This window comes from Fulverythrobacter fulvus (assembly GCF_037154085.1).
GTDB lineage: Bacteria > Pseudomonadota > Alphaproteobacteria > Sphingomonadales > Sphingomonadaceae > Andeanibacterium > Andeanibacterium fulvum.
The window spans coordinates 225,121-249,250 of sequence record NZ_JBANRM010000001.1; the positions used below are offsets into that span (position 1 = coordinate 225,121).

General features: G+C 62.2%; 21 protein-coding genes and 1 tRNA gene. 12 read left to right on the forward strand and 10 right to left on the reverse strand.

Translation table 11 applies throughout. The features are described 5' to 3' along the window. Positions 1 to 30: 30 nt before the first annotated feature. The 5 genes from trpD to WFP36_RS01080 are packed head-to-tail and all read right to left on the reverse strand — an operon-like array spanning position 31 to position 5,864. Positions 31 to 1,026, reverse strand: coding sequence for an anthranilate phosphoribosyltransferase (gene trpD / locus WFP36_RS01060; protein ID WP_336977123.1), 996 nt, complete (start codon positions 1,024 to 1,026; stop codon positions 31 to 33). Then, positions 1,023 to 1,607: an anthranilate synthase component II gene (locus WFP36_RS01065; RefSeq protein ID WP_336977125.1), complete on the reverse strand. Its 585-nt coding sequence runs from the start codon at positions 1,605 to 1,607 to the stop codon at positions 1,023 to 1,025. Before WFP36_RS01065 ends, trpD begins: the two co-directional genes overlap by 4 nt. Continuing rightward, positions 1,604 to 2,407, reverse strand: a complete 804-nt coding sequence (locus WFP36_RS01070) for a phosphodiester glycosidase family protein (RefSeq protein ID WP_336977127.1) — start codon at positions 2,405 to 2,407, stop codon at positions 1,604 to 1,606. The genes WFP36_RS01065 and WFP36_RS01070 overlap by 4 nt, the downstream gene beginning before the upstream one ends. Continuing rightward, the gene (gene trpE, locus WFP36_RS01075; protein ID WP_336977128.1) at positions 2,407 to 3,924 is read right to left on the reverse strand and encodes an anthranilate synthase component I; all 1,518 of its coding nucleotides are present in this window, start codon (positions 3,922 to 3,924) and stop codon (positions 2,407 to 2,409) included. The genes WFP36_RS01070 and trpE overlap by 1 nt, the downstream gene beginning before the upstream one ends. A gap of 5 nt (positions 3,925 to 3,929) precedes the next feature. Next, positions 3,930 to 5,864, reverse strand: coding sequence for a SurA N-terminal domain-containing protein (locus WFP36_RS01080; protein ID WP_336977129.1), 1,935 nt, complete (start codon positions 5,862 to 5,864; stop codon positions 3,930 to 3,932). Between the two features lie 209 nt (positions 5,865 to 6,073). Here WFP36_RS01080 and tpiA point away from each other — a divergent pair, with 209 nt between their 5' ends. From tpiA to WFP36_RS01095, 3 genes are all read left to right on the forward strand, one after another. After that, on the forward strand, positions 6,074 to 6,832 hold the full coding sequence (gene tpiA, locus WFP36_RS01085; protein WP_336977130.1) for a triose-phosphate isomerase: 759 nt from the start codon (positions 6,074 to 6,076) through the stop codon (positions 6,830 to 6,832). Positions 6,833 to 6,943: 111 nt separating this feature from the next. Further along, positions 6,944 to 7,348: a preprotein translocase subunit SecG gene (gene secG, locus WFP36_RS01090; protein WP_336977132.1), complete on the forward strand. Its 405-nt coding sequence runs from the start codon at positions 6,944 to 6,946 to the stop codon at positions 7,346 to 7,348. A 130-nt stretch (positions 7,349 to 7,478) separates the two neighbouring features. Further along, on the forward strand, positions 7,479 to 9,110 hold the full coding sequence (locus WFP36_RS01095; RefSeq protein WP_336977133.1) for a CTP synthase: 1,632 nt from the start codon (positions 7,479 to 7,481) through the stop codon (positions 9,108 to 9,110). 96 nt (positions 9,111 to 9,206) lie between these two features. On the opposite strand, the gene WFP36_RS01100 is transcribed toward WFP36_RS01095, so the two are convergent. Beyond that, the gene (locus tag WFP36_RS01100) at positions 9,207 to 9,677 is read right to left on the reverse strand and encodes an Hsp20 family protein (protein ID WP_336977136.1); all 471 of its coding nucleotides are present in this window, start codon (positions 9,675 to 9,677) and stop codon (positions 9,207 to 9,209) included. A gap of 176 nt (positions 9,678 to 9,853) precedes the next feature. Between WFP36_RS01100 and grxC the strand changes: the two genes are divergently transcribed. The 5 genes from grxC to WFP36_RS01125 all read left to right on the forward strand — a co-directional run bounded on the left by grxC (position 9,854) and on the right by WFP36_RS01125 (position 13,027). Then, positions 9,854 to 10,117: a glutaredoxin 3 gene (grxC, locus tag WFP36_RS01105; RefSeq protein ID WP_336977138.1), complete on the forward strand. Its 264-nt coding sequence runs from the start codon at positions 9,854 to 9,856 to the stop codon at positions 10,115 to 10,117. Between the two features lie 20 nt (positions 10,118 to 10,137). After that, positions 10,138 to 10,980: a carbon-nitrogen hydrolase family protein gene (locus WFP36_RS01110; protein WP_336977140.1), complete on the forward strand. Its 843-nt coding sequence runs from the start codon at positions 10,138 to 10,140 to the stop codon at positions 10,978 to 10,980. After that, the gene (locus WFP36_RS01115; RefSeq protein ID WP_336977142.1) at positions 10,977 to 11,444 is read left to right on the forward strand and encodes a DUF1178 family protein; all 468 of its coding nucleotides are present in this window, start codon (positions 10,977 to 10,979) and stop codon (positions 11,442 to 11,444) included. The genes WFP36_RS01110 and WFP36_RS01115 overlap by 4 nt, the downstream gene beginning before the upstream one ends. Before the next feature lie 40 nt (positions 11,445 to 11,484). Further along, positions 11,485 to 11,561 (forward strand) — tRNA-Arg (locus tag WFP36_RS01120). A gap of 116 nt (positions 11,562 to 11,677) precedes the next feature. Continuing rightward, positions 11,678 to 13,027, forward strand: a complete 1,350-nt coding sequence (locus WFP36_RS01125) for an aldehyde dehydrogenase family protein (RefSeq protein WP_336977144.1) — start codon at positions 11,678 to 11,680, stop codon at positions 13,025 to 13,027. A 95-nt stretch (positions 13,028 to 13,122) separates the two neighbouring features. Here the strand turns inward: WFP36_RS01125 and WFP36_RS01130 are convergent, their stop codons facing one another. The 3 genes from WFP36_RS01130 to WFP36_RS01140 all read right to left on the reverse strand — a co-directional run bounded on the left by WFP36_RS01130 (position 13,123) and on the right by WFP36_RS01140 (position 18,432). After that, complete coding sequence (locus tag WFP36_RS01130) at positions 13,123 to 14,109, reverse strand: zinc-dependent alcohol dehydrogenase family protein (RefSeq protein WP_336977146.1); 987 nt, start codon at positions 14,107 to 14,109, stop codon at positions 13,123 to 13,125. A 22-nt stretch (positions 14,110 to 14,131) separates the two neighbouring features. After that, positions 14,132 to 15,061 (reverse strand): SDR family NAD(P)-dependent oxidoreductase, encoded by a 930-nt coding sequence (locus tag WFP36_RS01135; protein WP_336977148.1) that lies wholly within the window; start codon positions 15,059 to 15,061, stop codon positions 14,132 to 14,134. Positions 15,062 to 15,189: 128 nt separating this feature from the next. Continuing rightward, positions 15,190 to 18,432: a TonB-dependent receptor domain-containing protein gene (locus WFP36_RS01140; RefSeq protein WP_336977149.1), complete on the reverse strand. Its 3,243-nt coding sequence runs from the start codon at positions 18,430 to 18,432 to the stop codon at positions 15,190 to 15,192. 874 nt (positions 18,433 to 19,306) lie between these two features. Between WFP36_RS01140 and WFP36_RS01145 the strand changes: the two genes are divergently transcribed. After that, the gene (locus tag WFP36_RS01145; protein ID WP_336977150.1) at positions 19,307 to 20,578 is read left to right on the forward strand and encodes a MarR family winged helix-turn-helix transcriptional regulator; all 1,272 of its coding nucleotides are present in this window, start codon (positions 19,307 to 19,309) and stop codon (positions 20,576 to 20,578) included. Between the two features lie 67 nt (positions 20,579 to 20,645). Here WFP36_RS01145 and WFP36_RS01150 read toward each other — a convergent pair whose 3' ends face one another. Beyond that, positions 20,646 to 21,218, reverse strand: a complete 573-nt coding sequence (locus tag WFP36_RS01150; protein ID WP_336977152.1) for a hypothetical protein — start codon at positions 21,216 to 21,218, stop codon at positions 20,646 to 20,648. A 196-nt stretch (positions 21,219 to 21,414) separates the two neighbouring features. On the opposite strand from WFP36_RS01150, the gene WFP36_RS01155 reads away from it, so the two are divergent. The 3 genes from WFP36_RS01155 (at position 21,415) to pdhA (ending at position 24,130) form a co-directional block, all read left to right on the forward strand. Further along, a complete protein-coding gene (locus tag WFP36_RS01155) occupies positions 21,415 to 22,458 on the forward strand; it encodes an aldo/keto reductase (RefSeq protein ID WP_336977153.1) in 1,044 nt (347 codons plus the stop codon). Between the two features lie 77 nt (positions 22,459 to 22,535). Beyond that, positions 22,536 to 22,847 (forward strand): FtsB family cell division protein, encoded by a 312-nt coding sequence (locus WFP36_RS01160; protein WP_336977155.1) that lies wholly within the window; start codon positions 22,536 to 22,538, stop codon positions 22,845 to 22,847. Between the two features lie 173 nt (positions 22,848 to 23,020). After that, complete coding sequence (gene pdhA, locus WFP36_RS01165; RefSeq protein ID WP_419716605.1) at positions 23,021 to 24,130, forward strand: pyruvate dehydrogenase (acetyl-transferring) E1 component subunit alpha; 1,110 nt, start codon at positions 23,021 to 23,023, stop codon at positions 24,128 to 24,130.

A 24,130-nucleotide genomic window follows, 5' to 3' on the forward strand; every position in this document is an offset into this window, starting at 1 on the left:
CCGGCCCCGAATTTTCACTTAGGCTTGTTCTTATTCAACCGCGTCGATCCAGCAATCCAGGATCGCCTTGGCGAGCCCCTTGTCGATTGCTTCGGCGGCTTCCTCCACGCCTTCGACCCAATCCTGCACTTCGCCCGCGACGATCAGTGCTGCGGCGGCATTGAGCAGCACGGCATCGCGATAGGGGCCGTGTTCGCCCAGCAGCAGCTTGCGCAATTCGGCGGCATTATGGACGGGATCGCCGCCCTTGATCGCGGCGAGCGGCGCGGCGGGAAGGCCAGCATCGGCGGGCTCGATCCGTTTCATCAGGATGCGGCCATCGCGCACTTCGGCGATTTCACTGCCCCCGGCCAGGCTGAGTTCGTCCAGCCCTTCATCGCCGGAAATGACCATCGAATGCTCTGTGCCCAGACGCAGCAGCGCCTCGGCATAGATCGGGACATAGGCTGGGCGGGCAATGCCGACGAGCTGGCGCTTCACATTGGCGGGATTGGCGAGCGGGCCCATCAGGTTGAAGATCGTGCGGCGGCCGATTGCCTTGCGGATCGGCATGATGCGGCCCATCGAGGGGTGGTGCTTGCCTGCGAAGAGGAAGCAGATGCCGATATCGGCCAGCGTCTCTTCCGCCGTGGCCATTGCCCGGTCGAGGTCGAGGCCCAGCGCTTCCAGCGTGTCGGCTGCGCCGGCCTTGCTGCTGGCTGCGCGGTTGCCATGCTTGGCCACCGGCACGCCGCAGGCGGCGACGACCAGCGAGACAGCGGTGGAGACATTGAGCGTGTGGTGCCCATCGCCCCCGGTGCCGCAGACGTCGATGGCGTTTTCCGGCGCGCGGATCGGGATCAGGCGGGCACGCATGGCGCGGGCCGCGCCGGCGATTTCGCTGGCGGTTTCTCCCCGGTCTGACAGGGCGATCAGGAAACTGGCAATGTCCTCGTCCGGCACTGCGCCATCAAGGATCGCGCCGAAGGCTTCTTCCGCTTCCGCTTCCTCCAGCGGAACGTCGACGACGTGGGGAAGGCCGGTCATGCCAGTGCGGTGGCGTTGATGCCGCAGATCTTGAGGAAATTGGCCAGCAGATCGTGGCCATGTTCCGTGGCGATGCTTTCCGGATGGAACTGCACGCCGTGGATCGGCAGTTCGCGGTGGCGGAAGCCCATCACGAATTCATCGTCGGCGGTGGCGTTCACCACCAGCTCGTCGGGAATGTCAGTGACGATCAGCGAGTGATAGCGCGTGGCGGTAAAGGGGCTGGGCAAGCCTTCGAACACGCCGGTATTGTCATGCCGCACGGGCGAGGTCTTGCCGTGCATCAGCCCGCCGCGCACCACCTTGCCGCCGAAATATTGGCCAATGGACTGGTGGCCTAGGCACACGCCCAGCAGCGGCTTCTTCGCTGCGGCACAGGCCGCCACAAGATCGAGACTGATGCCCGCCTCATTGGGCGTGCAGGGGCCGGGCGAGAGCAAGAAGCCCTGCGCGCCGGTGGCCAGCGCTTCCGCGGCGGTCAGCGCATCGTTGCGCACGACCTGCACTTCGGCCCCAAGTTCCATCACGTAATGGACAAGGTTCCAGGTGAAGCTGTCATAATTGTCGATAACGAGGATCATGGTGCCGCCTTTGCGCGTTTCTCGACCACGATCAAGGGGCCGATCGGAAAGGTATTGTCCAATCGCTTGCTTTCCGGGTCCCACAGCTGGGAAACCGTCCCGTCGAGGAACAGCGCGTTCCTGATCTTCAGCACGTCGCGATAATAGCGGGCGAGCTTGCCGAAGCTGATGGGCTGGTCCGAAATCACGAAGATCGCGCGGCCAGTGTCGTCCACGCCCACTGCATTGCGGATGCGCAGGGATGCGCCGTCGTCCTGGATGCCGGGGTGCAATTCTCCGTCCACCACCAGCATCGGGCCGGATTGCGTGCCGAAATCCGGGCGATTGGTGACGCTGGCGAAGAATTCCTCGGTGCTGCGCACGGCCCACTTGTCGCCGCGGCCGTAGAACACGCCATTGGGCAGCATATGGAAATTGCCCGGCCCAGCCTTGCGGCTGAGCGCATGGAGTTTCTCGCCCTTTTCGACATAATAGCCGATGGGCTGACCATCGTCGTCGAACATGCCCGCATTGAACGCGAAGACCACCGGAGGGGCTTCGGGGGAAAGATTGGCTGCAAAGGCCGCGAGGCTGCGCCAGGGCGGGCCGCCGCCAGCCTCGGTTTCCGGGGCGAGGGCAGTCCGGATTGAGTGCAGTTCCGGATCCGCGACGCAAACCGTCAGCGGCACTTCCTCGAAGCGGGTTTCCTGGCATCCGGGCGTCAGCTCGGGAGCAGCGTCACCGCTCCCCGGAATCGCGCCGCCGCAGGAGGAAAGCGCGAGCGCCGCCCCCAGAAGGATAGGGGCAACCAGCGCCCGCATTACTGCCCGAAGTCCGGCTCGCTTGCCACTCGTGCGGCTTCGCGGGCCGCCGCGATCAGCGCGCCTGCCTTGTGCCGGCATTCCGCCTGTTCATATTCGGGGTTGCTGTCGGCAACGATGCCGGCACCCGCCTGCACATGCATCACGCCGTCCTTCACCACGGCAGTGCGCAGCACGATGCAGCTGTCGATCGAACCGTCCGGCCCGAAATAGCCGACGCCGCCTGCATAGGGCCCGCGCGATTCGGGTTCCAGTTCGGCGATGATCTCGCAGGCGCGAATCTTGGGCGCGCCGGAGACGGTCCCCGCCGGGAAGCCCGCGAACAAGGCATCGAGCGCGTCATGGTCGGGCGAAAGCTTGCCCACCACATTGCTGACGATGTGCATCACATGGCTGTAGCGTTCGATGGTGAAGCTGGCCGTCACCTTCACGCTGCCCTTGCTCGCCACGCGGCCGACATCGTTGCGGCCCAGATCGAGCAGCATCAGGTGCTCGGCGCGTTCCTTGGCGTCAGCCAGCAGGCTTTCCTCATTCGCCCTATCTTCCTCGTCCGTCTTGCCGCGCGGGCGCGTGCCGGCGATCGGGCGGATCGTCACTTCGCCATGGCGCACGCGCACAAGGATTTCCGGGCTCGAACCGACGACGGCAAAGCCGGGCAGGTCGAGGAAATAGAGGAAGGGCGAGGGGTTCACCCGGCGCAGCGCACGGTAAAGCGCCAATGGGGGCAGCGGGAAGGGGCAGGTGAAACGCTGGGCCAGCACCACCTGGAAGATGTCGCCCGCCTCGATATAGCCCTTCGCCTTCGCGACCATGCTTTCATAGAGCCCGTCCGGCATTACCGGGGTCAGCTCCATGTCGGGAAGGTTCGCATCCTTCACCGGGCCGGGAATTGCCCCGGCGAGGCGGCGCAGGGTGCTGTCGATCTTCTCGCCCGCAAGCTCGATCGCGCGGTCCGGGTTTTCGGCGGACCAGATGGGCGAGATGCAGAACAATTCGTCGCTCAGCCGGTCGAACACCAAAGTCACCGTCGGGCGGGAAATCAGGATATCGGGCACCGCCAGTTCGCTCTGGGGCGCGCGGGGCAGTTCCTCGACCAGGCCGATGGTCTCGTAAGCGAAATAGCCGACGAGGCAGGCAAGAGCCTGCGGGAGTTCCTTCGGCATGTCGATCCGGCAGGCGGCCGACAGCGCGCGCAGTTCCTCGAAACTGTCGCCGGGCAGCGGCTCGAAGGCATCGCGGTCATGCTGCCACTTGCGGTTCACTTCGCAAGCGGCGCCGGTTGCGCGGAACATCAGATCGGGATCGAGGCCCAACAGGCTGTAGCGCCCGCGTGTCTCGCCGCCTTCGACCGATTCCAGCAGGAAATCGCCGCGACCGGACACGATCAGCTTCAGCGCGGCGCCGACCGGTGTTTCCGTATCGGCGACGAGCTTGCGCCAGACGAGCGCCGGCCGCCCCTCGGCAAGGGCGGCACGGGCCGAAGCGGCGTTCTCAGGCAGGGCTCCAGACACAGTCATGGTCGTCAATTGCGGCCGACCAGCTGCTTCTTCACGGCTTCGATCGCCGCCTTGTTGCGTTCCACGCCGATGGCGTCGCTCGCCGCACGGGCGAATTCCTGCGCATATTCATCGCCCAGCGTCTGGCTTAGCTGGCCGGAGACCTGCGCCAGCAGCGGATCGTTGGGGGCGAGCACGCCGGGCTCGATATCGTCGAGCTTCACCACGAACCAGCCATTGTCATTGGGGGCTTCAAGGCGCTTCACAGTGCCTTCGGCCATGCTGAAGACCAGTGCCAGCACCGGAGGCACGCGGCCGCCCAGCTTGGCGAGATCCTCGCGGCTCATGTTGAGGGCATCGGGGGCGGGCAGCTTGACCTTTTCCTTCGCCATGGCGGCGGCAACGGTTTCGCCCCGCGCAACAGCCTTCATCACGCGGTCGGCGGCTTCCTTGGCCTTCTTGTCACCTTCGGCACGGCGCCAGCCATTGGTCACCATCTCGCGCACATCGGCCATCGGTGCAGCGGCGGCAGGAGTGATCTTGCTGACGTCATAGATCAGGAAGGTCTTGCCCGCTTCGATTTCCGCAAGCTGGGGTTGGCCTTCCTCCATCTGGAACGCCGTGGAAAGCACGCGGCCCAGAACCGCAGGAGCGGTTTCGTTGGGCTTCATATAGACGGCACCGGTGCCGATCACTTCCGGGGTGGTCTGGACCTGCACCTGCAAGCTCTTGGCCACTTCGGCAAGGCTGGAGCCGCCGTCGAATTCCTCTTCGACGCCTGCGCTCAGATCGGCGATGGCCTCGCGATGCTTTTCGGCAAGCAGTGCCGTGCGGATTTCGGCTCGCACCTGGTCGAGCGTGCGGCCCGGAGTGCTGTCCACCGCGTCGACACGGATGATATAGAAGCCGAGGCCGCCGCGAGTGGTCGGTGCCAACTGGCCGCGCTGGGCGCCGAACGCGGCCTGTGCCACGCCGGAAGAGGACTGCGCGGAATATTCGGCCTTGGTGACGGGCCCGATCTGGGTGACCTGAAGACCCTTTTCGCGTGCGGCCACGTCGAGCGACTTGCCCTTGGCGATCTCGTCGCGAATGGCCTTGGCGGCCGCATCTGTGGGCACGACCAGCTGGGTCAGGCGGCGCTTCTCGGTCGGCGCATATTGCGCGGCATCCCGCTTGTAGCGCGCGGCGATTTCCGCGTCGGTGGGCTGGGCCACGTTCTTCACTGCGCTGGCATCGAACAGGGCATAGCGGATCACACGCCGTTCGGGGCGCATGTAGCGGGTCTTGTTCGCATTATAGAACGCGGTGAGCTGTGCTTCGGTCGGCGCGGCGGTGGGCGCATAGGCATCGCTCAGAAGCAGGCCGATGGCGCCGTGGCGCTTCTCGCGCAGCAGGCCCGCATAATGCTTCACCAGCGAGGGCGGCATCGTGCCATTGGCCAGCACGGGGCTAATCACCTGGCGCACGAGCAGGCCAGATTCGATATCGTCGCGCACCTGCTTGTCGGTCAGCCCCTGCTGCGCAATGGCCGCGCGATAGGCTTCCTGGCTGAACTTCCCGTCAGGGCCGGTAAAGGCCGGAATTCGGGCGATTTCGCTGCCGACCAGACGTTCGCCGGAACGCAGCCCCTGTTCCTTGCCGAATTCGGCCAGCACGGTGCGGTCGATCAGGCGGTCCAGCACCTTTTCCACGCCGCCATCGGCCACGAAGGCTTCCATGGTCAGGGTGGGGTTATTGCGGCGCAGATTATCGAATTCGTTGCGAACCGCCGAATCCAGTTCTGACGTGCTGATCTTGCGATCGCCTACGATCGCCACGCGATCTCCGCCAGCGACGCCGCCGAAGGTGCCGGTGTTGGCGATATCGCCGACGGCAAACGCCAGCGCGATAACCGCAAGAACGCCCAGCGTGATGAACACGCCGGTCTTGGAACTCATGAATGTGCGGAACAGCTGAAGCATGATTAGGCGCCGCCTGGTCTGTAGTGGTAGGGCTCTTCCGGCCCGGTCGGCAGGCGCTTTATCCCCGCTGAGGCCGGGGGGCAACAGTGGACGCGGCTTTGGCCCTATGTGGAAAAGCGGTTTTGACAAGCAAGGCGCCCGGGACTAGCGGGCATCACCCCAGACAGCGCCGGAATCGCGGCGCGTCACGAGCAGCTTAAGGACAATTGATGGCCCAGCGCCCCTATATTGTCGGCAATTGGAAGATGCATGGCACTCGCGCCATGCTGGCCGAAGCCCGTGCGATCGATCGCGCGGCAGAACGCCTTATCAAGGCGGAGGTGGCGGTTGCGCCGCCCTATACACTGATTCACGCTATCCGTAAGGAAGCCTCGCTGATCGGCGTTGGTGCGCAGGACTGCCACCAGGCCGAAGGCGGCGCCCATACGGGCGATATTTCCGCGGCCATGCTGAAGGATGCCGGTGCCGGCTTCGTCATCGTGGGTCACAGCGAACGCCGTTCCGACCATGGCGAAACCGATGCAGTGGTGAAGGCCAAGGCCGGTTCCGCGCTGCACGCCGGTCTGCAGGTCATCCTCTGCGTCGGCGAAAGCGAAGCCGATCGCGATGCGGGCAAGGCCGAACAGGTCGTATGCGCGCAGATCGCTGCCTCGCTGCCTGACGGCACCGAATATGCCGAAAAGATGACCATCGCTTATGAGCCCGTCTGGGCCATCGGCACCGGTCGTACGCCCTCGCTTGAGGAAATCGGCCAGATGCATGGCGCGATCCGCAGCCAGCTGGTCGATATCTTCGGCCCCGCCGGTGCGGAAATCCGCATCCTTTACGGCGGTTCGGTGAAGGCCGAAAATGCTGCCGATATTCTCCATGTCGACGAAGTCGGCGGGGCTCTGGTCGGCGGCGCGAGCCTGACGGCGGAAAGCTTCCTCGGCATCATCGTCGCTGCGGCGGAACGCAACGACCACTGAGGTGACGGTAGAACCGAAGGCGTGAAACGGAGCCGCTCCCTTGCGGTTCCGATCTGCCGTCGCTATCTGCCGCACCAACGATAGAGATTATCAAGAAGGCCAGACCGACAGATGTCGCTTTTCCTGTTCCTCACGGTCGTTCAGGCCATTGTGGCTGCTGCCCTTGTCGGGGTGGTACTGATGCAGCGTTCCGAAGGCGGCGGCCTTGGCCTTGGCGGCGGCGGCAGCCCGGCCGGGATCATGTCGGCGCGCGGCGCGGCAGACTTCCTCACCCGTGCGACCACGATCCTCGCCACTCTCTTCGTGGTGCTGAGCATCATCCTGGCCGCACTGGCGGTCGGGGCGACGTCGAACCGTGAAGTTGACGCCACGCTGGATCGTACGGTGACGCCGGAAAACAATCCGCAGGCCGATCTGCTCGGCACGGCGGCGGCGCCTAACGCTGCTCCGTCAGATGCGGCAAGCGGCGCGGCCCAGCCGGCCAGCGGCGATCCGCTGCAGGGCGCTGCGCAGTAAGCCAGCGCCTGCGTACCCCTTCGGGGGCGCATTTCATCGTAGAAGCGGCCCACACAACTGTGGATTGCCGCATTGGGGCGCAAGCAATCGCTTGCGTCGAATCCGAAACTCGTCTTAAGGCCCGACTCCCATGGCGCGGTACATATTTATCACCGGCGGCGTGGTCTCCTCGCTCGGAAAAGGTCTCATGGCGGCAAGCCTTGCCGCTCTCTTGCAGGCGCGCGGATTCAAGGTCCGCATCCGCAAGTTCGACCCCTATCTCAACGTCGATCCGGGGACGATGAGCCCCTATCAGCATGGCGAAGTCTATGTGACGGATGACGGGGCGGAGACCGATCTCGATCTTGGTCACTACGAACGCTTCACCGGCGTCTCCGCTCATCAGGGCGACAACATCACTTCCGGCCGCGTCTATCGCGACATCATCGCCAAGGAACGCCGCGGCGATTATCTCGGCGCCACGGTGCAGGTGATTCCGCACGTGACCGATGCGATCAAGGAATTCGCCCTGGCGGATACCGACGATCTCGATTTCATCCTGTGCGAATTCGGCGGCACGGTCGGCGATATCGAGGGGCTGCCCTTCATCGAGGCGATCCGCCAGCTGCGTAACGAGATGGGCCGGGAACAGACTTGCGCCATCCATGTCACGCTGGTGCCCTATGTCTCGGCAGCGGGCGAGTTGAAGACCAAGCCGACCCAGCACTCCGTGCGCGAACTGACCAGCCTTGGCGTGCAGCCCGATGTGCTGCTGTGCCGCTGCGAGCATGAATTGCCCGAGGGCGAACGACGTAAGATCGCGCTGTTCTGCAATGTGCGGCCTGAAGCGGTGATCCCTGCGCTGGATGCCAGCTCGATCTATGCCGTGCCGCTGCAATATCACGGGGAAGGGCTGGACGCGGAAGTTCTGCGCCATTTCGGCCTTGATGCACCGGCACCTGACCTGACCCGCTGGGCGGACATCATGGACCGCTTCGAAAACCCGGAAGGCGAAGTGACCATTGGCGTGGTCGGCAAGTATGTCGGCCTTCCCGATGCCTACAAGTCGCTGAACGAGGCTCTGGTCCATGGCGGCATGGCCAACCGGGTGAAGGTCAATATCCGCTGGATCGACGCGGAGATATTCGAGCAGGACGATTCGGATATCGCCGCCCAGCTTGAGCCGATGGACGGCATCTTGGTGCCTGGCGGTTTCGGTGTGCGCGGATCCGAAGGCAAGATCGCCTCGGTCCGTTTCGCGCGCGAACGCAAGGTGCCCTTCTTCGGCATTTGTCTAGGCATGCAGATGGCGTGCGTCGAAGGCGCGCGCTCGGTGGGCATCGAAGGCGCCAGTTCGACCGAATTCGGCGAAACGAAGGAACCGGTGGTGGGCATCATCACCGAATGGATGAGCAAGGAAGGCCTGCAGACGCGCGGCGCGGACACCGATCTGGGCGGCACGATGCGGCTTGGCGCCTATGAAGCGCGCCTTGCGGCCAACAGCCACGTCTCGACGGTCTATGGCGGCTCCACGGCCATTTCGGAGCGTCACCGCCACCGTTACGAAGTGAACGGCGCCTATAAGGAACGGCTCGAGAAGGGCGGACTGATTTTCTCCGGCATGTCGCCTGACGGGCTGCTGCCCGAGATCGTCGAACGGCCCGACCATCCGTGGTTCATCGGCGTGCAGTTCCACCCGGAACTCAAGAGCAAGCCGTTCGATCCGCACCCGCTTTTCGCGAGCTTCATCGAAGCGGCGGTGCACCAGTCCCGACTGGTCTGAACCGCTTCAGGCGCCAAGCCGATATAGAAAGGGCGGACCCGGATGGGCCCGCCCTTCGTTTTTCAGGGTGAGATTTTTTCAGGCTAGGGCAGGGGCTCAGGCAGCGTCGGCCTGATCGTCCTCATTGCGCACGACTTCGAGCGCCTTCTGCCCGTTCACGAGAATCTTCTTGGGCTTCATCGCCTCGGGCACTTCGCGCACGAGATCGATCGAGAGCAGGCCGTCAGCCAGCTTCGCATCGTCCACGCGGACATAATCGGCCAGTTCGAAGCGGCGTTCGAAGCCGCGATTGGCAATGCCGACATGGAGATATTCGCCTTCGGGCGCGTCTTCCTTCTTGCGACCCTGGATTACCAGCAGGTTCTGCTGGGCAGTGATGTCCAGGTCTTCCGGGCGGAATCCGGCCACGGCGAGGGTGATGCGGTAGGCATCCTGCCCACGGCGCTCAATATTGAAGGGGGGGTAATTGTCGCCGCTATTAACCCGGGCATGGCCTTCGAGAAGATCGAACAGGCGATCGAAGCCCACGGTACTGCGACGATAGGGAGAAAGGTCGAAACGGTTCATAATCCAACAAATCCTCGGTTGAGCAATTTGGCCTTTCGGAAGCCCGCCGGGCGGCACTTCCTCTGTTTGTCTGAGTAGCGCCCTTCCGGCACGCGTCTCCAATGCCTAGATATGACATCGATCCCGTGCTTCAAGGGGGCGAAGCACGCGAAAAGCACAAGCGAAAGGACCAGGACGTGAACACGCCCAAGATTGATATCTATACCAAATTCGCCTGCCCCTATTGCATGCGGGCCAAGGCGCTCCTCGAAAGGAAGGGCGTGGAATTCGAGGAATTCGACATCACTTTCGGCGGCGAAAAACGCGAGGAAATGACCCGTCGCGCTCCGATGGCCCGCACGGTGCCGCAGATTTTCATCGGCGATTACCATGTAGGCGGATCGGACGATCTCGCGGCGCTTGATCGTGAGGGCAAGCTTGATCCTTTGCTCGGCCTCTGAGCCGCGCTAACCGGCCACCCATGACTCGTATCGCACTCTTGCAGATGACTTCCGGCATCGATCCGCTGGCCAATGCCCGCACGATCGAAGCTGCTGTGGCCGATGCGGCAAAGGGCGGGGCGAGCATGCTCTTCACGCCGGAAATGTCCGGCCTTATCGACCGGGATCGGCAGCGCGCCGCCGCGCATATCGTGCCGGAAGCGCAGAACCCCGTACTCTCCGCGGCACGGGTTGCCGCGCACGATGCGGGTATATGGCTGTCGCTCGGCTCGTTGGCCGTGACGCGCGAGAGCAGCGATCCGACGGAAACGCGTTGGGCGAACCGCACTTTCCTTATCGCACCGGATGGTTCGATCGCGGCCCGTTACGACAAGATCCATATGTTCGACGTCCAGCTTTCGACCGGCGAGAGCTGGCGCGAAAGCGCGGCCTATGCGCCGGGCGAGGCTGTCGTGACGGCCGAGACGCCGCTGGGTCGGCTTGGCCTTGCGATCTGCTACGATATGCGTTTTCCTGCGCTTTTCGAAGAGCTTGGGCGTCGCCGTTGTGATGCAATCTCAATTCCTGCGGCCTTCACGGTTCCAACCGGGCAAGCACATTGGCATTTGCTGCTGCGTACGCGAGCAGTGGAGGCCAGCGCTTATGTCGTCGCGGCGGCCCAGGTGGGCGAACATGAGGATGGTCGGCGCACTTACGGCCATTCACTGGTGGTGGACCCCTGGGGCGAGGTTCTGCTCGACATGGGCGGCACGGCGCCGGGCCTTGGCTTTGCCGATCTTGACCCGGCGCGCATCGCAGAAGTGCGTTCGCAACTGCCAAGCCTTGCCAATCGCAGGGAAATTTCTACATCCGGCGCGTCATGATCGTTTTCGATCTCTCCTGCGATCAGGGCCATCGCTTCGAAGGCTGGTTTTCCTCATCTGAGGATTATGCCGGCCAGCAGTCACGCGGGCTTGTTGCCTGTCCTCATTGCGGCTCCGCCGAAATCGCCAAGGCACCCATGGCGCCAGCAGTGCCGCGCAAGGGCAATCAGCGCTCGGATGTTGCACTGCGCGAAGAGGCCCCGGTGCCGGTGGCTGCCGGAATGCCGCCCGAAGTTACCCAGGCCCTCGAAAAACTCGCCGAAATGCAGGCTGAAGCGCTCAAGCAGTCAAAATGGGTCGGCGAGGATTTCACGGATGCTTCGCGGGCGATGCACTATGGCGAACGCAAGGCGGAAGTGATCCACGGCAAGGCCAGCGCCAAGCAGGCCAAGGAATTGTTGGACGAAGGCATCGCCGTCGCCCCGCTTCTTTTTCCCATCGCTCCGCCGGACGAACTCAACTGATTGCCAGCGCTGCCAAGGGCCCTTAAAGGCTCGAATGCGTGCGCCCGTAGCTCAGCAGGATAGAGCACCAGATTCCTAATCTGGGGGCCACAGGTTCGAATCCTGTCGGGCGCACCAACCTTGAATGGCCATCGCAGAATGGCCATCTTGGCTGGCGGGTTCGCGGGATGCTTGTTGCGGTTAGGATGCCGACAGGGCCGCGGATTTCACTTCGATCATAGACGGAAAACCTCATGACCAGCTCCACGCAAACTGCCGCAGACCTCTCCAAGGACATCGCCCGCGTATTTGCCCTGCAACAGGCGCATCAGTGGGATGTCAAAGCCTCCACCGCAGAGCAGCGCAAAGCCAAGCTCACGAAGCTGAAGGCCGCCATCGAAGCCCATGCCGACGACATTGTCGCAGCCGTTCTGGAAGATACGCGTAAGCCCGAGGGCGAAATCCGCGTCACCGAAGTGCTGAACATCCTCGGCAATATCCAGCTTAACATCGACAGCCTCGATGACTGGATGAAGCCGACCGAAGTTACTCCGTCGAAGAATCCTGCCGACCGCGCCCAGATCGTTTACGAAGCACGCGGCGTGTGCCTCATCCTCGGCCCCTGGAATTTCCCGCTCGGCCTGACGCTCGGCCCTGTCGCGGCTGCCGTTGCCGCCGGCAATTGCTGCATCGTCAAGCTGACCGATCTGTGCCCGGCCACCGCCAAGATTGCCGGCACCATCATCCGGGAAGTTTTCGACGAGAACGAAGTCGCGCTGTTTGAAGGCGATGTCAGCGTGGCCGAAGCCCTGCTCGAACTGCCCTTCAATCACATCTTCTTCACTGGCAGCACCCGCGTGGGCAAGATCGTGATGGCTGCGGCCGCCAAGAACCTCGCCAGCGTGACGCTGGAACTGGGCGGCAAGTCCCCCGTCATCATCGACGATGGCGCGGATATCGGCGCCATCGGTGCGGCTCTGGCCGGTGCCAAGCAGTTCAATGGCGGCCAGGCCTGCATCTGCCCCGACTATGTCTTCGTGAAGGAAGAGAAGAAGGCGGAACTGGTCGAAGCCTTCAAGAGCAACGTCCAGAAGAACCTCTATGACGAAGCTGGATCGATCAACAAGCAGGCGATCGCGCAGGTCGTGAACCAGGGCAATTTCAACCGCGTGAAGGCGATGTTCGACGACGCGGTGGAGAAGGGTGCGACGGTCGCGGTTGGCGGCACGTTCGACGAGGCCGACCTCACCGTGCACCCCACCATGCTGACTGACGTCACTCCGCAGATGAAGATCCTCCAGGAGGAAATCTTCGCTCCGCTGCTGCCGGTGATGACCTATGACAATCTCGATCAGGCGATCGGCTATATCGAGGCGCGCGACAAGCCGCTGGCGCTCTATGTCTTCAGCCCGAACGAAGACAATGTTCAGAAGGTGCTGGACCGGACTTCTTCGGGCGGCGTGACCGTCAATGGCGTGTTCTCGCACTATCTGGAAAACCGCCTGCCGTTTGGCGGCGTCAATGGCAGCGGCATGGGCAGCTATCACGGCTATTTCGGCTTCAAGGCCTTCAGCCACGAGCGTGCGGTCTACATCCATCAGTAAGCACTGCCGGGCCGTTTCGGCGGCCTGATAGCACTTATGAAAAGGGCCTCCCAAGCGGAGGCCCTTTTTGATTCCGGCGCTGTCGATGAGGTCCGTCAAACCGTGACGACGACCTTGCCGATCTGCTGGTTGGATTCGAGATAGGCATTTGCCTCGCCAATCTGGTCCAGCGTGAAAACCTTCGAAATCACCGGCTTGAGATGCCCTTCTGCAAGGCCCTGATAGATCACGCGCTGCGCCCGCTTGTAGCGTTCCGGATTGTTCCAGATTTCGCTCGCCACCCAGCCACGCATGGATGCGCCCTTCATGGCACAGGGCCAATGGGCATAGGGCGTCTCGGTCTCGCTGAGGCCGCCATAGATGAACAGGATACCGCGCTCGGCCAGTGACGAGGCGAGGGTGAAGACATAGGGGCCGCCCACTGGGTCGAAGGCACAGCGCGCGCCTTTGCCGCCGGTGATCTCCATCACGCGTTCGACAAGGTCTTCCTCTTCCGTCGCGACGACATGAGCCGCACCCAGATCCTTCAGTGCGTCGGCCTTGGCGCTGGTGCGAGTGCAGGCAATGGAGGTCGCGCCGGCCCAGTTGGCGAGCTGGATTGCGGCAATGCCGACGCTGGACGATGCCGCGCGGATGATTGCCGCATCGCCGATCCCGACATTGGCGACCTCGATCAGGGCAAAGGCCGTGAAATATTGCATCCAGACGGACGCAGCCTCTGCCATGGAAAGTCCCGGGGGTGCCGGCAGCAGCGCATGGGCGGGAACAATGGCCTCCTCGCCCCATACGCCATAGGTGCCGAGCTGGAACTTGGGCACGACGGATACCTTGTCGCCAATGGCAAAGCCTTCGACGCCGTCGCCCAGTGCCAGGATCGTTCCGGCTGCCTCATAGCCCATGAAGCAGGGCAGAGTGACGGGCACCGGGTAGCGGCCGGCGCGATACATCGCTTCGGAGCGATTGAGACCGATCGCCTCGACCTTGATGCGAAGTTCGCCGGGGCCGGGGGCGGGCAGGTCGATTTCCTCGAACTGCAGCACTTCCGGGCCGCCCTGACGGTGGAGGCGGATAATCTTGGCCATGTGTGTTCTCTCCCCAATTGTCTCAGTCGAGCGGCGGCCCATCAAGGACCTGCTGCTTGTCGTAGATCGGATTATAAAGCAGCGTTCCGAACAACTTAACGACATCGGCGCGCTGCTGGTTGATCGGCTCCACTGGCTGGGCCCGCAACAGCGCATCGCTGCGCGCCTTGATGCCCGGTGCGAATTCCGGATGGGTCATGATGAACAGATCGCCCCGGCAGATGCCACGCAGCACGCGTTTGCCCACTTCCTCCTTCGACATGAAGACCGACGGGTCGAAACTGAAATTGCGAGGCGGGCGGCCATCCGGGCCGACATCGGGCTTCGGTTCGTTCTGCAGGTGCTCCGGGCGGACTTCGCCAGTCGTGGCGCCCAGATTGGTCTGCACCGGGCCAGGATAGAAGCAGGATACGCCGATGGGCGTCCCTTCAAGCTCGGTCGCGAGCGCTTCCATCATGCCGGAAACGGCGAATTTGGCCGTGCAATAGAGCCCGGCAGTGCCGACGGCAGAGAAGCCGCCAGTCGAACTCGTGGCCACGATATGGCACTCTTCCCCATGCGCCTGCATCCGGGGAAGGAAAGTGACGAGGCCGTTGACCACGCCATAGATGTTCACCTGGATGTTGAAATCCCAGTCCTTGAACGTGCTCGTCGCCATCGGTCCGGCGATGCCGACCCCGGCATTGAGCGCCAGGACATGGATATTGCCGAAGGTTGCCTCCGCCTCTTCGGCCGCTTTCGCCCAGCCATCCCGATCGGTGACGTCGAGCCGGATCGGGTGAACGGCAAAATTGGTGTGTGCGAACTCGGCCATTGCGTCGTCGAGCGCCTGTTGCCGGATGTCGGCAATCACCACTTTCATTCCGGCTTCGGCGAAGGCCTTGGCCATGCCCAGTCCCATGCCGCTCGCGCCGCCGGTGATGAATGCGGTTTTCCCGCGAACCTCTTTCATGGCCGTCCTCTCTCGCACTGGGAGTCATTTCGATGACTCTGTCCAGATTAGATTGAGGGCAAGCGTGAGGCAAAGAAAAAGGGCCCTCCCGGAAGGGAGAGCCCTGATTCTTTCGGCTACTGCCTGGATCAGAACTTGACGTTCGCACCCAGGTAGAAGCGGCGACCGTTGTCGTCGTAGAAGCCGGTGCCCAGGTTGCCACCGATCAGGTTGCCAGTGCCAGCCGGGTTGGTGTTGGCCGGGTTGTAGCCGGTCAGCGGCGGAGCCTTGTTGAACAGGTTGTCGACACCGAAGCGGATGTTGACATTGTCCGTCAGAGCATAGCTGCCGTTCAGATAGAAGATGTCGTAGGCCGGTGCACCAACGTTGGGCGTACCGTTCGGAGCCAGAGGTTCCGAAGCATCTTCGATCGAAGGCAGGTGCTGCCACTGCAGGCCCAGCATGAAGTCGCCGATGCTGTAGTTCACCGAGGTGAACAGGCGCCAGCGATAGTTGCCGCCGTTCACACCGTTGGCCGTCGGGCCCTGCGTACCAGCGTAGTCCACCATCGGGTCGGTCGGAAGTTCAGCCGACAGGAAGTGGAGCAGGTAGGTGAACTGCGAGTTCAGGCTCAGAGTGCCCGGACCAACGTCCGCGCCCCAATCCAGCTGAGCGTCGATACCTTCAACCTTGAAGCGACCGTTGTTCTTGTAGGTCAGGTTGACGTTATCAAGGCCGCCAGTCACCGCGTTGCGGGTGATCGCCTTACAAGCTGCCGACTGGGCAGCCGCTGCCGGGTTGCTGGTCACCAGCGGGTTCAGCGCCGGATCGAAGCACGAACGCAGCACGATGCCGACCGACTGCTGGCCGATCGCGTCGTTCACCGCGATGTTGTAGTAGTCGACCGTCAGGCGCAGACGCGAAAGCAGCGGGCTTTCGAACGGCGAGCTGAGGACGATACCGGCAGTCCACGTATCAGCCTTTTCAGGCGTCAGCGCAGCGTTACCAACAGCGCTCGGCCAGGCGAAGCCGAAGGTCGAGTTGTCGGTCTGGCCCGGGCCACCGTTATAGTAAGCCTGCGAAGCCTGGTTGTTCGGCATCATAGCCAGACAGGTCTGGTAGACAGCATTGCCGTTCGCATTCGCCGGATTTGCCGAATACGGCATCGGGTTTGCGCGCGAGCAGAGGTCACCCATGGTGTTGGCACCGAAGGTCTGCTGCTTGGCCAGATACAGTTCGGCGATGTTAGGCGCACGTTCTGCACGGTTGTAACCACCACGCAGACGCAGCCAGTCGGTGACTTCCCAGTCGCCGAGCAGCTTGTACGTGTAGCTGGTGCCGGTGGTGCTGTAGTCCGAGATACGGCCACCGAGTTCGAGATTCAGGCTCTGGATGCCCGGGATATCCGCGAGAACCGGGATCAGCAATTCGCCGTAGGCTTCCTTCACGTCGAAGTAACCGGCCGAGTTGCCGCTCGGGTAGATGCCCAGCGCCTGGTCGTTGAACGAACGACCCTGGGTGGTCAGCGTATCGTTGGTGAATTCGAAATCGAGTTCACGATAGCTGGCACCGACGGCAGCACGCAGATCGCCAGCGGGGAGGGTGACGACCTTGCCCTGCAGGTTGGCTTCCACGATGGTCTGGCGGGTGTAAGAGCGGTTCTTCAGATCCGCACGGACAGCTTCGAGACAGTCTTCCGAGAAGCCGCCAGCCGGACGCACGAAGAAGTTCAGGCCGCTGGTGCAGGTCGCGGTCGAGGCACCGAAGCCACCGAAGGCGGAGTTACCCGTCGCCTTGAAGCCCTTGCCGAAGCTCGGAGCAGTCATGACCGCACGAAGGCGTTCCAGCGAGTAGATGCCGGTCTGCTTGGCGTGGGTCTGCGAGACACCGTGGTTGACCGAGAGGTCCCAGGTCCAGTCAGTGCCCGGGATGTAGCCTTCGAGGCCCGCAACGAGGTTATACGTAATAACGTCGGTGAAGGTTTCGCGATCGTCGGGCAGCAGAGTGGTGATGCCGAACGGATCGGTGGCGTCCGAAATGATCGGTTGAACCGGATTCGGATTCTGCTGGGTCGGGGTAATGTAGCCCGGATCGCCGGGGCGAGCCGAGTGCTGACGGCTGTTGAGCAGCTGCCACAGTTCGGGAGTAAGATCGCCCTGCTGCAGCTTGGTCGGGTCGATATTGACGCCCCAGCCACCCGTGATCGGACCCGGCTCGTTGCGGGTTTCGGTGTGGACATGGCTGAACATCGCCTGACCGAACACGCTGATCCAGTCGTTGATCTCGTAATTACCGCGCGCCAGGAAGTTGTAGCGCGTGAGCGGCAGGACGAGCATCAGATCGGTGTTGTTCTGCACCATGGTACCGGCATCGGTAACCTTGGTGTTGTAACCGTCGATCGGATCGGTGTTGCCGAAGTAGTTGATGTAACGCGTAAACGGCGCACCGTAGATGCCAGCAGCATCGAAGAACGAACCGTTAACGAAGGGATTGCCCTTACTGTCGAGATAGACAGTGGTGCCCTGCACGTTCGGGCTGAAGTGCGCGTTCGGGAACAGCGTGGTCAGAGCGGTTGCGTAAGCACCGTTCTTACCGTCCAGCAGAATGCCCGGATTGTTGATGAAGAACTGCGAACCGCCAGTGGTGCTCTTGCTGGCGTACAGATCCTTGTACCAGTCGCGGCTGCTGCGCAGGCTCGCCTGGCGATCATTCATCGACATCGCGATGCTCACGTTACCGCGACCATCGTCGAAGTCGGCGCCCATGATGCCCGAAATCTGGTATTCGAAGCCATCGCCGTGCTCGGTGATGCCCATCTGACCGTCGAGTTCGAGGCCCTGGAAGTCCTTCTTCAGGATGAAGTTGGTGACACCGGCCACAGCGTCAGCGCCGTAGGTCGCGGAAGCACCGCCCGAGATCACTTCGACGCGCTGGATGGCAGCCGACGGAATCGTCGAGATGTCGATAACGCCCGAAGCGTTGCCCGGCGTGCCGCGACGGCCGTCAAGCAGGACGAGGTTACGGTTCGCGCCGATACCGCGCAGCGACACGGTCGCAGCACCAGGGGTGTTGGTCGCGGTCGGCTGAATGTCGGCACCCAGGCTCGGGGTCTGGGCAGGAGTGAACTGCGGCAGCTTGTTCAGGTTGGTTTCAAGCGCGGCAGTCGCCGAGTTCTGGATCAGGCCTTCGTCGACAGTCACCGTCGGGCTGTTCGATTCGAAATCCTTACGCTGAATGCGCGAACCGGTAACGATGATCGGTGCATCGCTGTCTTCGGTTGCGCCTTCATCCTGCGCATAGGCCGGCGCCGAGAACGACAGCGCGATAACGCTGGCGCCACCGGCAAGCATCAGGGCCTTCAATCCCCGTGCAGTGGTGAAAGTCGTACTCACTATTTACCCTCCCTTTTACAATCTTTGTGACGGCGGAGCGCCGCCGGGTAAGAAACTTCTCAAAAAGCGGCGTCGAACATGCACGAAACGCCCAGACCCAAATGGGCAGGCGGCACGGACTCAAGGCTTTCGATGGTTTGAGAAGAATCAAAAGCGTGACGGCGGGAATCGCCCGCGGGCTTGCGCAATGCGCATGCTCCGTAACCGTCACGAGCAGCGTAAAGCCGCACTTGCCCCATCAGTTCTCTCCCACATCGAGGTCCGTCTTCGATTCCGGCACTCTCGACCAGCTTCGTAACAATATTTGCGCATGTTGACCTTGTCTAGTCGACAAACCATCCTTGCCGCGTAAGTTACGGACTGTGTCAGGATGGTTACACTTCGCCACCTAACGACCGTGGGAATGGCGGTATTCCGTAGGGTAATTCGCCAAATTTGGCGTCAGCTTGCTCGCCGCAAATATGAAATCAAGTTCATATATGGCAAATGATGACATTCATGACAAGATAGATGCAGGTTGATGATGTCCGGGTGCCGGCAATTGAATGGAGGAAAGCGATTCATTTGTCTGCATTGCCACAAATATCCCGCTGCAGAATTTAAGGACACACGAAGAGGGGAGCTAAAATTATCGTTCCTCTCCGGCGACGCGCCTTCCAGGCAGCACGAGAGGGCAAGCTAACGCTCTATCAATCTCGAAATTTTCTGATTAGGCTGCACTTGGGTCCGCGTAAAAATTCGCCGGTAAGAGCAGCGCGGTGGGACAAACGAGGAGGGATTGCCAGCAGCCATGGGCGCGCAGGCGGATAACACGCATCGAACGAAAGGGACCGTTTCAACGGTTTCCGACCGCACGGATGGAGATTGGCAAGGCTTGCTGCGCGATCACGCGCGCAGGCGCTGGGGCGAAATTCTGGACAGTCTGAAGAATGGCAAACCCATTCCCAGACTGGACGAGGCGGCACTGGGGGAACTGGTTGTCGCGCTTGGGCCGCAGGCGGGCGAGGCCTTGCGGCTTGTCGACCGGCTCGCGATGGGCGCGGCGACGGAAGCCTTCGCCAATGACAGCGACGAGGTAGTCCCCGGCGAGGAATTTACAAAGCAGCTCGGGCGCATTCTCGAGGGCTTCGTGCCGGCGGCTTCCGAAATTCCTGTTACCGCCTTACAACAACAGGGGTCACCACGGCTGATCCAGAGCGAGTTGTGGCAGGTTCTTCACAAAGTGCGTGAAAGTGCCGAGCTTTCCTATGCTCGCGAAATCGATCTGGTCGAGCTGGATCGCCGCATCCTGTTCCTGCTCAAGACCCGTGGGCCGCTGGTCCCCGCCGGATTGTCCTCTGCGATCGGGGTCGACAAGGCGCAGGTCAGTCGCTCGGTAAAGCGGCTGCTCGAACTCAGGCTGGTGCAGCGTGACCAGATCCGCAGCCCGGTGACGCTCACCCGCAAGGGCGAAGTGCTGGCGGAACGGCTGCTGCGCCTGGCCGAATTGCGCAACCGCGAGTTAAGTTTCGATGTTAGCGACAAGGAATTGCACGATTTCTTTGCCGTGATGGAGATTCTGCTCGATCGTGCAGTGTCGCTTTACGAGCAGGAGCGCGACCTTGCCCACAAGGCAGGACCACCGGATGGCGAGGCCGAACCCGGTTACGGCTTCGAGGTGCGGCGGGTAAACGAGCCGATCGTGATCGACCGTTCGCGGATCGTATCGCCGCTGATGACGCTCAGCGCCTATTTTTCCCGCAGCGGCGCACTGGCGTTCAAGCGCAAGACGGGCCTTTCGAATTTCGAGGCCTGGGTGCTCAGCGAGATCGGCAAGGCGCCGCCTACCGACTGGTCATATCTGGTGAAAACGCTGGAGCGCGACCACAGCCAGGCAGGGCGCACGGTGAACCATCTGATCGAAAAGGGCCTGGTGGTGCGCGATGGCAAACCCGGTCGCCGTCACGGTCGCTTTTCGCTAAGCAGCGAAGGTCAGAAATATTACGATATAATCGTCGAGACCGGGTACAAGCGCAGCCGATATCTGATGGAGCCGGTGCCGTCCGTCCAGTTGGAGGCATTTCTGGCGACTTTCGACAAGATTCGCCGCAATGCCGCCGCCCAGCTCGAACGCGAGCGGGCGTTCGAAGAGCTCGAAAGCCAGTGAACTGAATTGTCAGGATGGATCCGCGGGCGACTGCCGCCCGCGGATATCTGTTCCTGCCCGACCGGGCTTACTTGACGCGCTTCACCCGAACCGCGGCCTGACCGTCAACCACCATCAGGAAGCTTCCGAGCGAGGCGCGCTGAAGTTCCACGATCGCTCCCTTGCGAGGTGCGCGGAAGCCACGGGAAACGGCTTCGCTGAACATCCATTGGGCGCCGCCTTCCAGCGTGATCATATAGATGCCGGGCTCACGTTCGCGCACTTCGAGAATCTTCGCGCGGATTTCTTCCGGGCCAACCCCGCGTTCGTCCGAACTCTTGAACCGGTCAGGCGACTTGACGCTTTCGGCGCCGAAGCCCTGGGCGCCATAACCTGCGCCGGAGCCGACGACTGCACCGCCACCCTGAACACGTTCGCCAGCGCCGGGGGTACGAGGGTTGCCGCCACCGGAGCGGATATTGTTGTCATAGCAGGCGAGGCGAGCGCTGGGATCGTCGATCTTGGCGCATTCCCGCATGATGTTGAGCACCGTTGACGGATCGACCTGCGCCGCTGCCGGGGCGGAAACGCCCAGCGCGGCCATGGCGGCACCCGCCAGCAACATGGTGGCGCGCTGCATGTGCTTCACGCGGTGGGCCATAATCGACAGACTCCTCTCAATATTCGCGGCGACACTGGCGGCTAGGCCTCACTTTCGCAAGTGGCTTCGTTCCGCTGTGTAGTCCCGCGCTTTCGCCGCGCTGCTAGCACAGCAGGGCCGGGGCGGGAACGCTTTTGGCTGGCAATCATGTCCTCCGGGCCTAGAGTCCGCACCTGCGATATTGAGGGGTAGGATAATGGCGATGGAAATGCGGGTTCTGGGCGCAACCGGGATGCGGGTGAGCAGCCTGTGCCTGGGCACCATGATGTTCGGCGCCATGGGCAATCGGGATTACAAGGATTGCGTGCGCATCATGCATCGCGCCTTCGATGCCGGGATCAACTTCCTCGATACTGCGGATGTCTATTCCCGGGGCGAATCGGAAGAGATCGTGGGGCAGGCGCTGAAAGGCAGGCGCGACCGCGTCGTGCTTGCGACCAAGTTCTTCAATCCCATGGGCGAAGACCCGAACATGCGCGGCGGATCGCGCCTGTGGATCGAACGTGCAGTGGATGAAAGCCTCCGCCGCCTGCAGACCGATTATATCGACCTCTACCAGATGCATCGCTGGGACGCCGCCACAGATATCGACGAAGTGCTGTTCACGCTCACGGAACTCGTGCGCAAGGGCAAGATCCGCAGCTTCGGCAGTTCGATGTTTCCGGCAGACCGGATCGTGGAAGCGCAATGGACGGCGGACCGGCGCGGTTACCTGCCGTTCCGCTGCGAACAGAGCGTCTATTCGATCTTCAATCGCGACATCGAACGTTTCGTACTGCCTGCCTGTGCGCGCTACGGCATGGGCATGATCGTCTGGAGCCCGCTCGATGGCGGGTTCCTCTCGGGCAAGTACAAGGGCTCGAACGACTTTGCGGAATCGAGCCGAATCGTGACCTTTTCCAAGCGCTTCACCGGCAAGTTCGACGCGGAATCGGAAGTGATCCAGCACAAGCTGGCGCTGGTGGCCGAGCTTGAAAAGCTGGCGCAGCAAGCGGGCATAACCCTGGCCCAAATGGCAATCGCTTTCGCAACCGAACATCCAGCGGTGACGAGCGCGATAATCGGACCGCGTGTGATGGACCATCTCGAAACGCTGCTCGATTGCGGGGAAATGCGCCTCGATCCGGCTCTGCTTGATGCAATCGACGCGATCTGCCCGCCGGGGACCTCGGCCAATCCGCTCACCGATATGCCGAGCGGCACGGGCAAGGAGACCATTCGCCGCCGGCCCGGCGCATGAACGAAGATGCGATGAATGGCGCAGAATCGCTGAAAATCCCTTGAATCCGGGGACTATTTGTGATTCATATGACAATGATGACGCGCACCGAACCAACTCTGCTGACTCGCCGCGAAAAGCTGGTGCAGATGGGTGCGCTTGGCTGGCTGCTCGTGTTGGGTGGGCTGTCGCTTGCCGGGCCGAGCGGGGCACTCGCCTGGGGAGAGAATCTGCGCCTGCTCGACAAGCGGGAAGCCCAGATTGCCCAGTTGAAGGCCGAGCGGGATGAGCTTGAGAATCGAGTGAGCCTGCTCGATCCGAGCAAGGCCGATCCCGACCTTGTGGGCGAATTGCTGCGCAAAAACCTCAACGTGGTGCATGAGGACGAAGTCGTCATCAAGCTCGACTAACCGTTTCGGTTAGTTTCACGCGGTCTCGGCACCGGATCGCGTTTCAAGCATTTCACCATCTGTGCATTCGGGGCGTTGCCTATGCGCTCGGCTTGCGCTTATAGGCAGCGCGAAGCTCGCGCGTGCCGTAGCGTGCACGGCACAAGCATGGGGCCAGACGAAGGGATACGATTTTGGCGAAGCCTGCCTCCAAATCCGGTACTTCCTCCAGCAAAACGACCTCCAAGAAGCCCGACGGGGAGCCTTCCGTAGGGGCGGGGGACAATTTTGCGCTGCACAGCCTGCAAGAGGCTCACGCGCAGCAAAAGCGTTACGAAGCGAGCACTGAGGAGCTGCTCGATCTCTATGAGAAGATGCTGCTTATCCGCCGCTTCGAAGAGCGTGCGGGCCAGCTTTACGGCCTGGGCCTGATTGGCGGCTTCTGTCACCTCTATATCGGCCAGGAAGCTGTTGCGGTGGGCATTCAGTCCGCGCTCGAAGCGGGCAAGGACAGCGTCATCACCGGCTATCGCGACCATGGCCACATGCTCGCCTATGGTATCGATCCCAAGATCATCATGGCCGAACTCACCGGGCGCGCTGCCGGCATCAGCCGGGGCAAGGGCGGTTCGATGCACATGTTCAGCACTGAACATGCGTTCTATGGCGGCCACGGCATCGTCGGTGCGCAGGTTCCGCTCGGCGCGGGTCTGGCCTTCGGCCACAAATATCGCGAAGACGGCGGCATCTGTGTTGCCTATTTCGGTGACGGTGCGGCAAACCAGGGCCAGGTCTACGAGACTTTCAACATGGCCTCGCTGTGGAAACTGCCGATCCTGTTCGTGATCGAGAACAACCAGTATGCCATGGGCACCTCGGTTCAGCGGAGTTCGGCCGAAACGCATTTCTATCGCCGCGGCACCGCGTTCCGCATTCCGGGCATGGATGTGAACGGCATGGACGTTCTGGAAGTGCGCCAGGCGACCGAGATCGCCGCCAAGCACGTGCGTGAGGGCCATGGCCCCGTGCTGCTGGAACTCAACACCTATCGCTATCGCGGCCACTCCATGTCGGACCCGGCCAAGTACCGCACGCGCGAAGAAGTGCAGGGCGTGCGCGAAAAGAGCGACCCGATCGACCATGCGAAGGCCGAGCTTATCGAGCGCGGCATTTCCGAAGACCGCCTGAAGGAAATCGAGAAAGTGATCCGCGCCCAGGTTGCCGAAGCGGCCGACTTCTCCGAAAATTCGCCTGAGCCGGACGCTGCCGAGCTCTACACCGACGTGCTGGTGGGGAGCTACTGA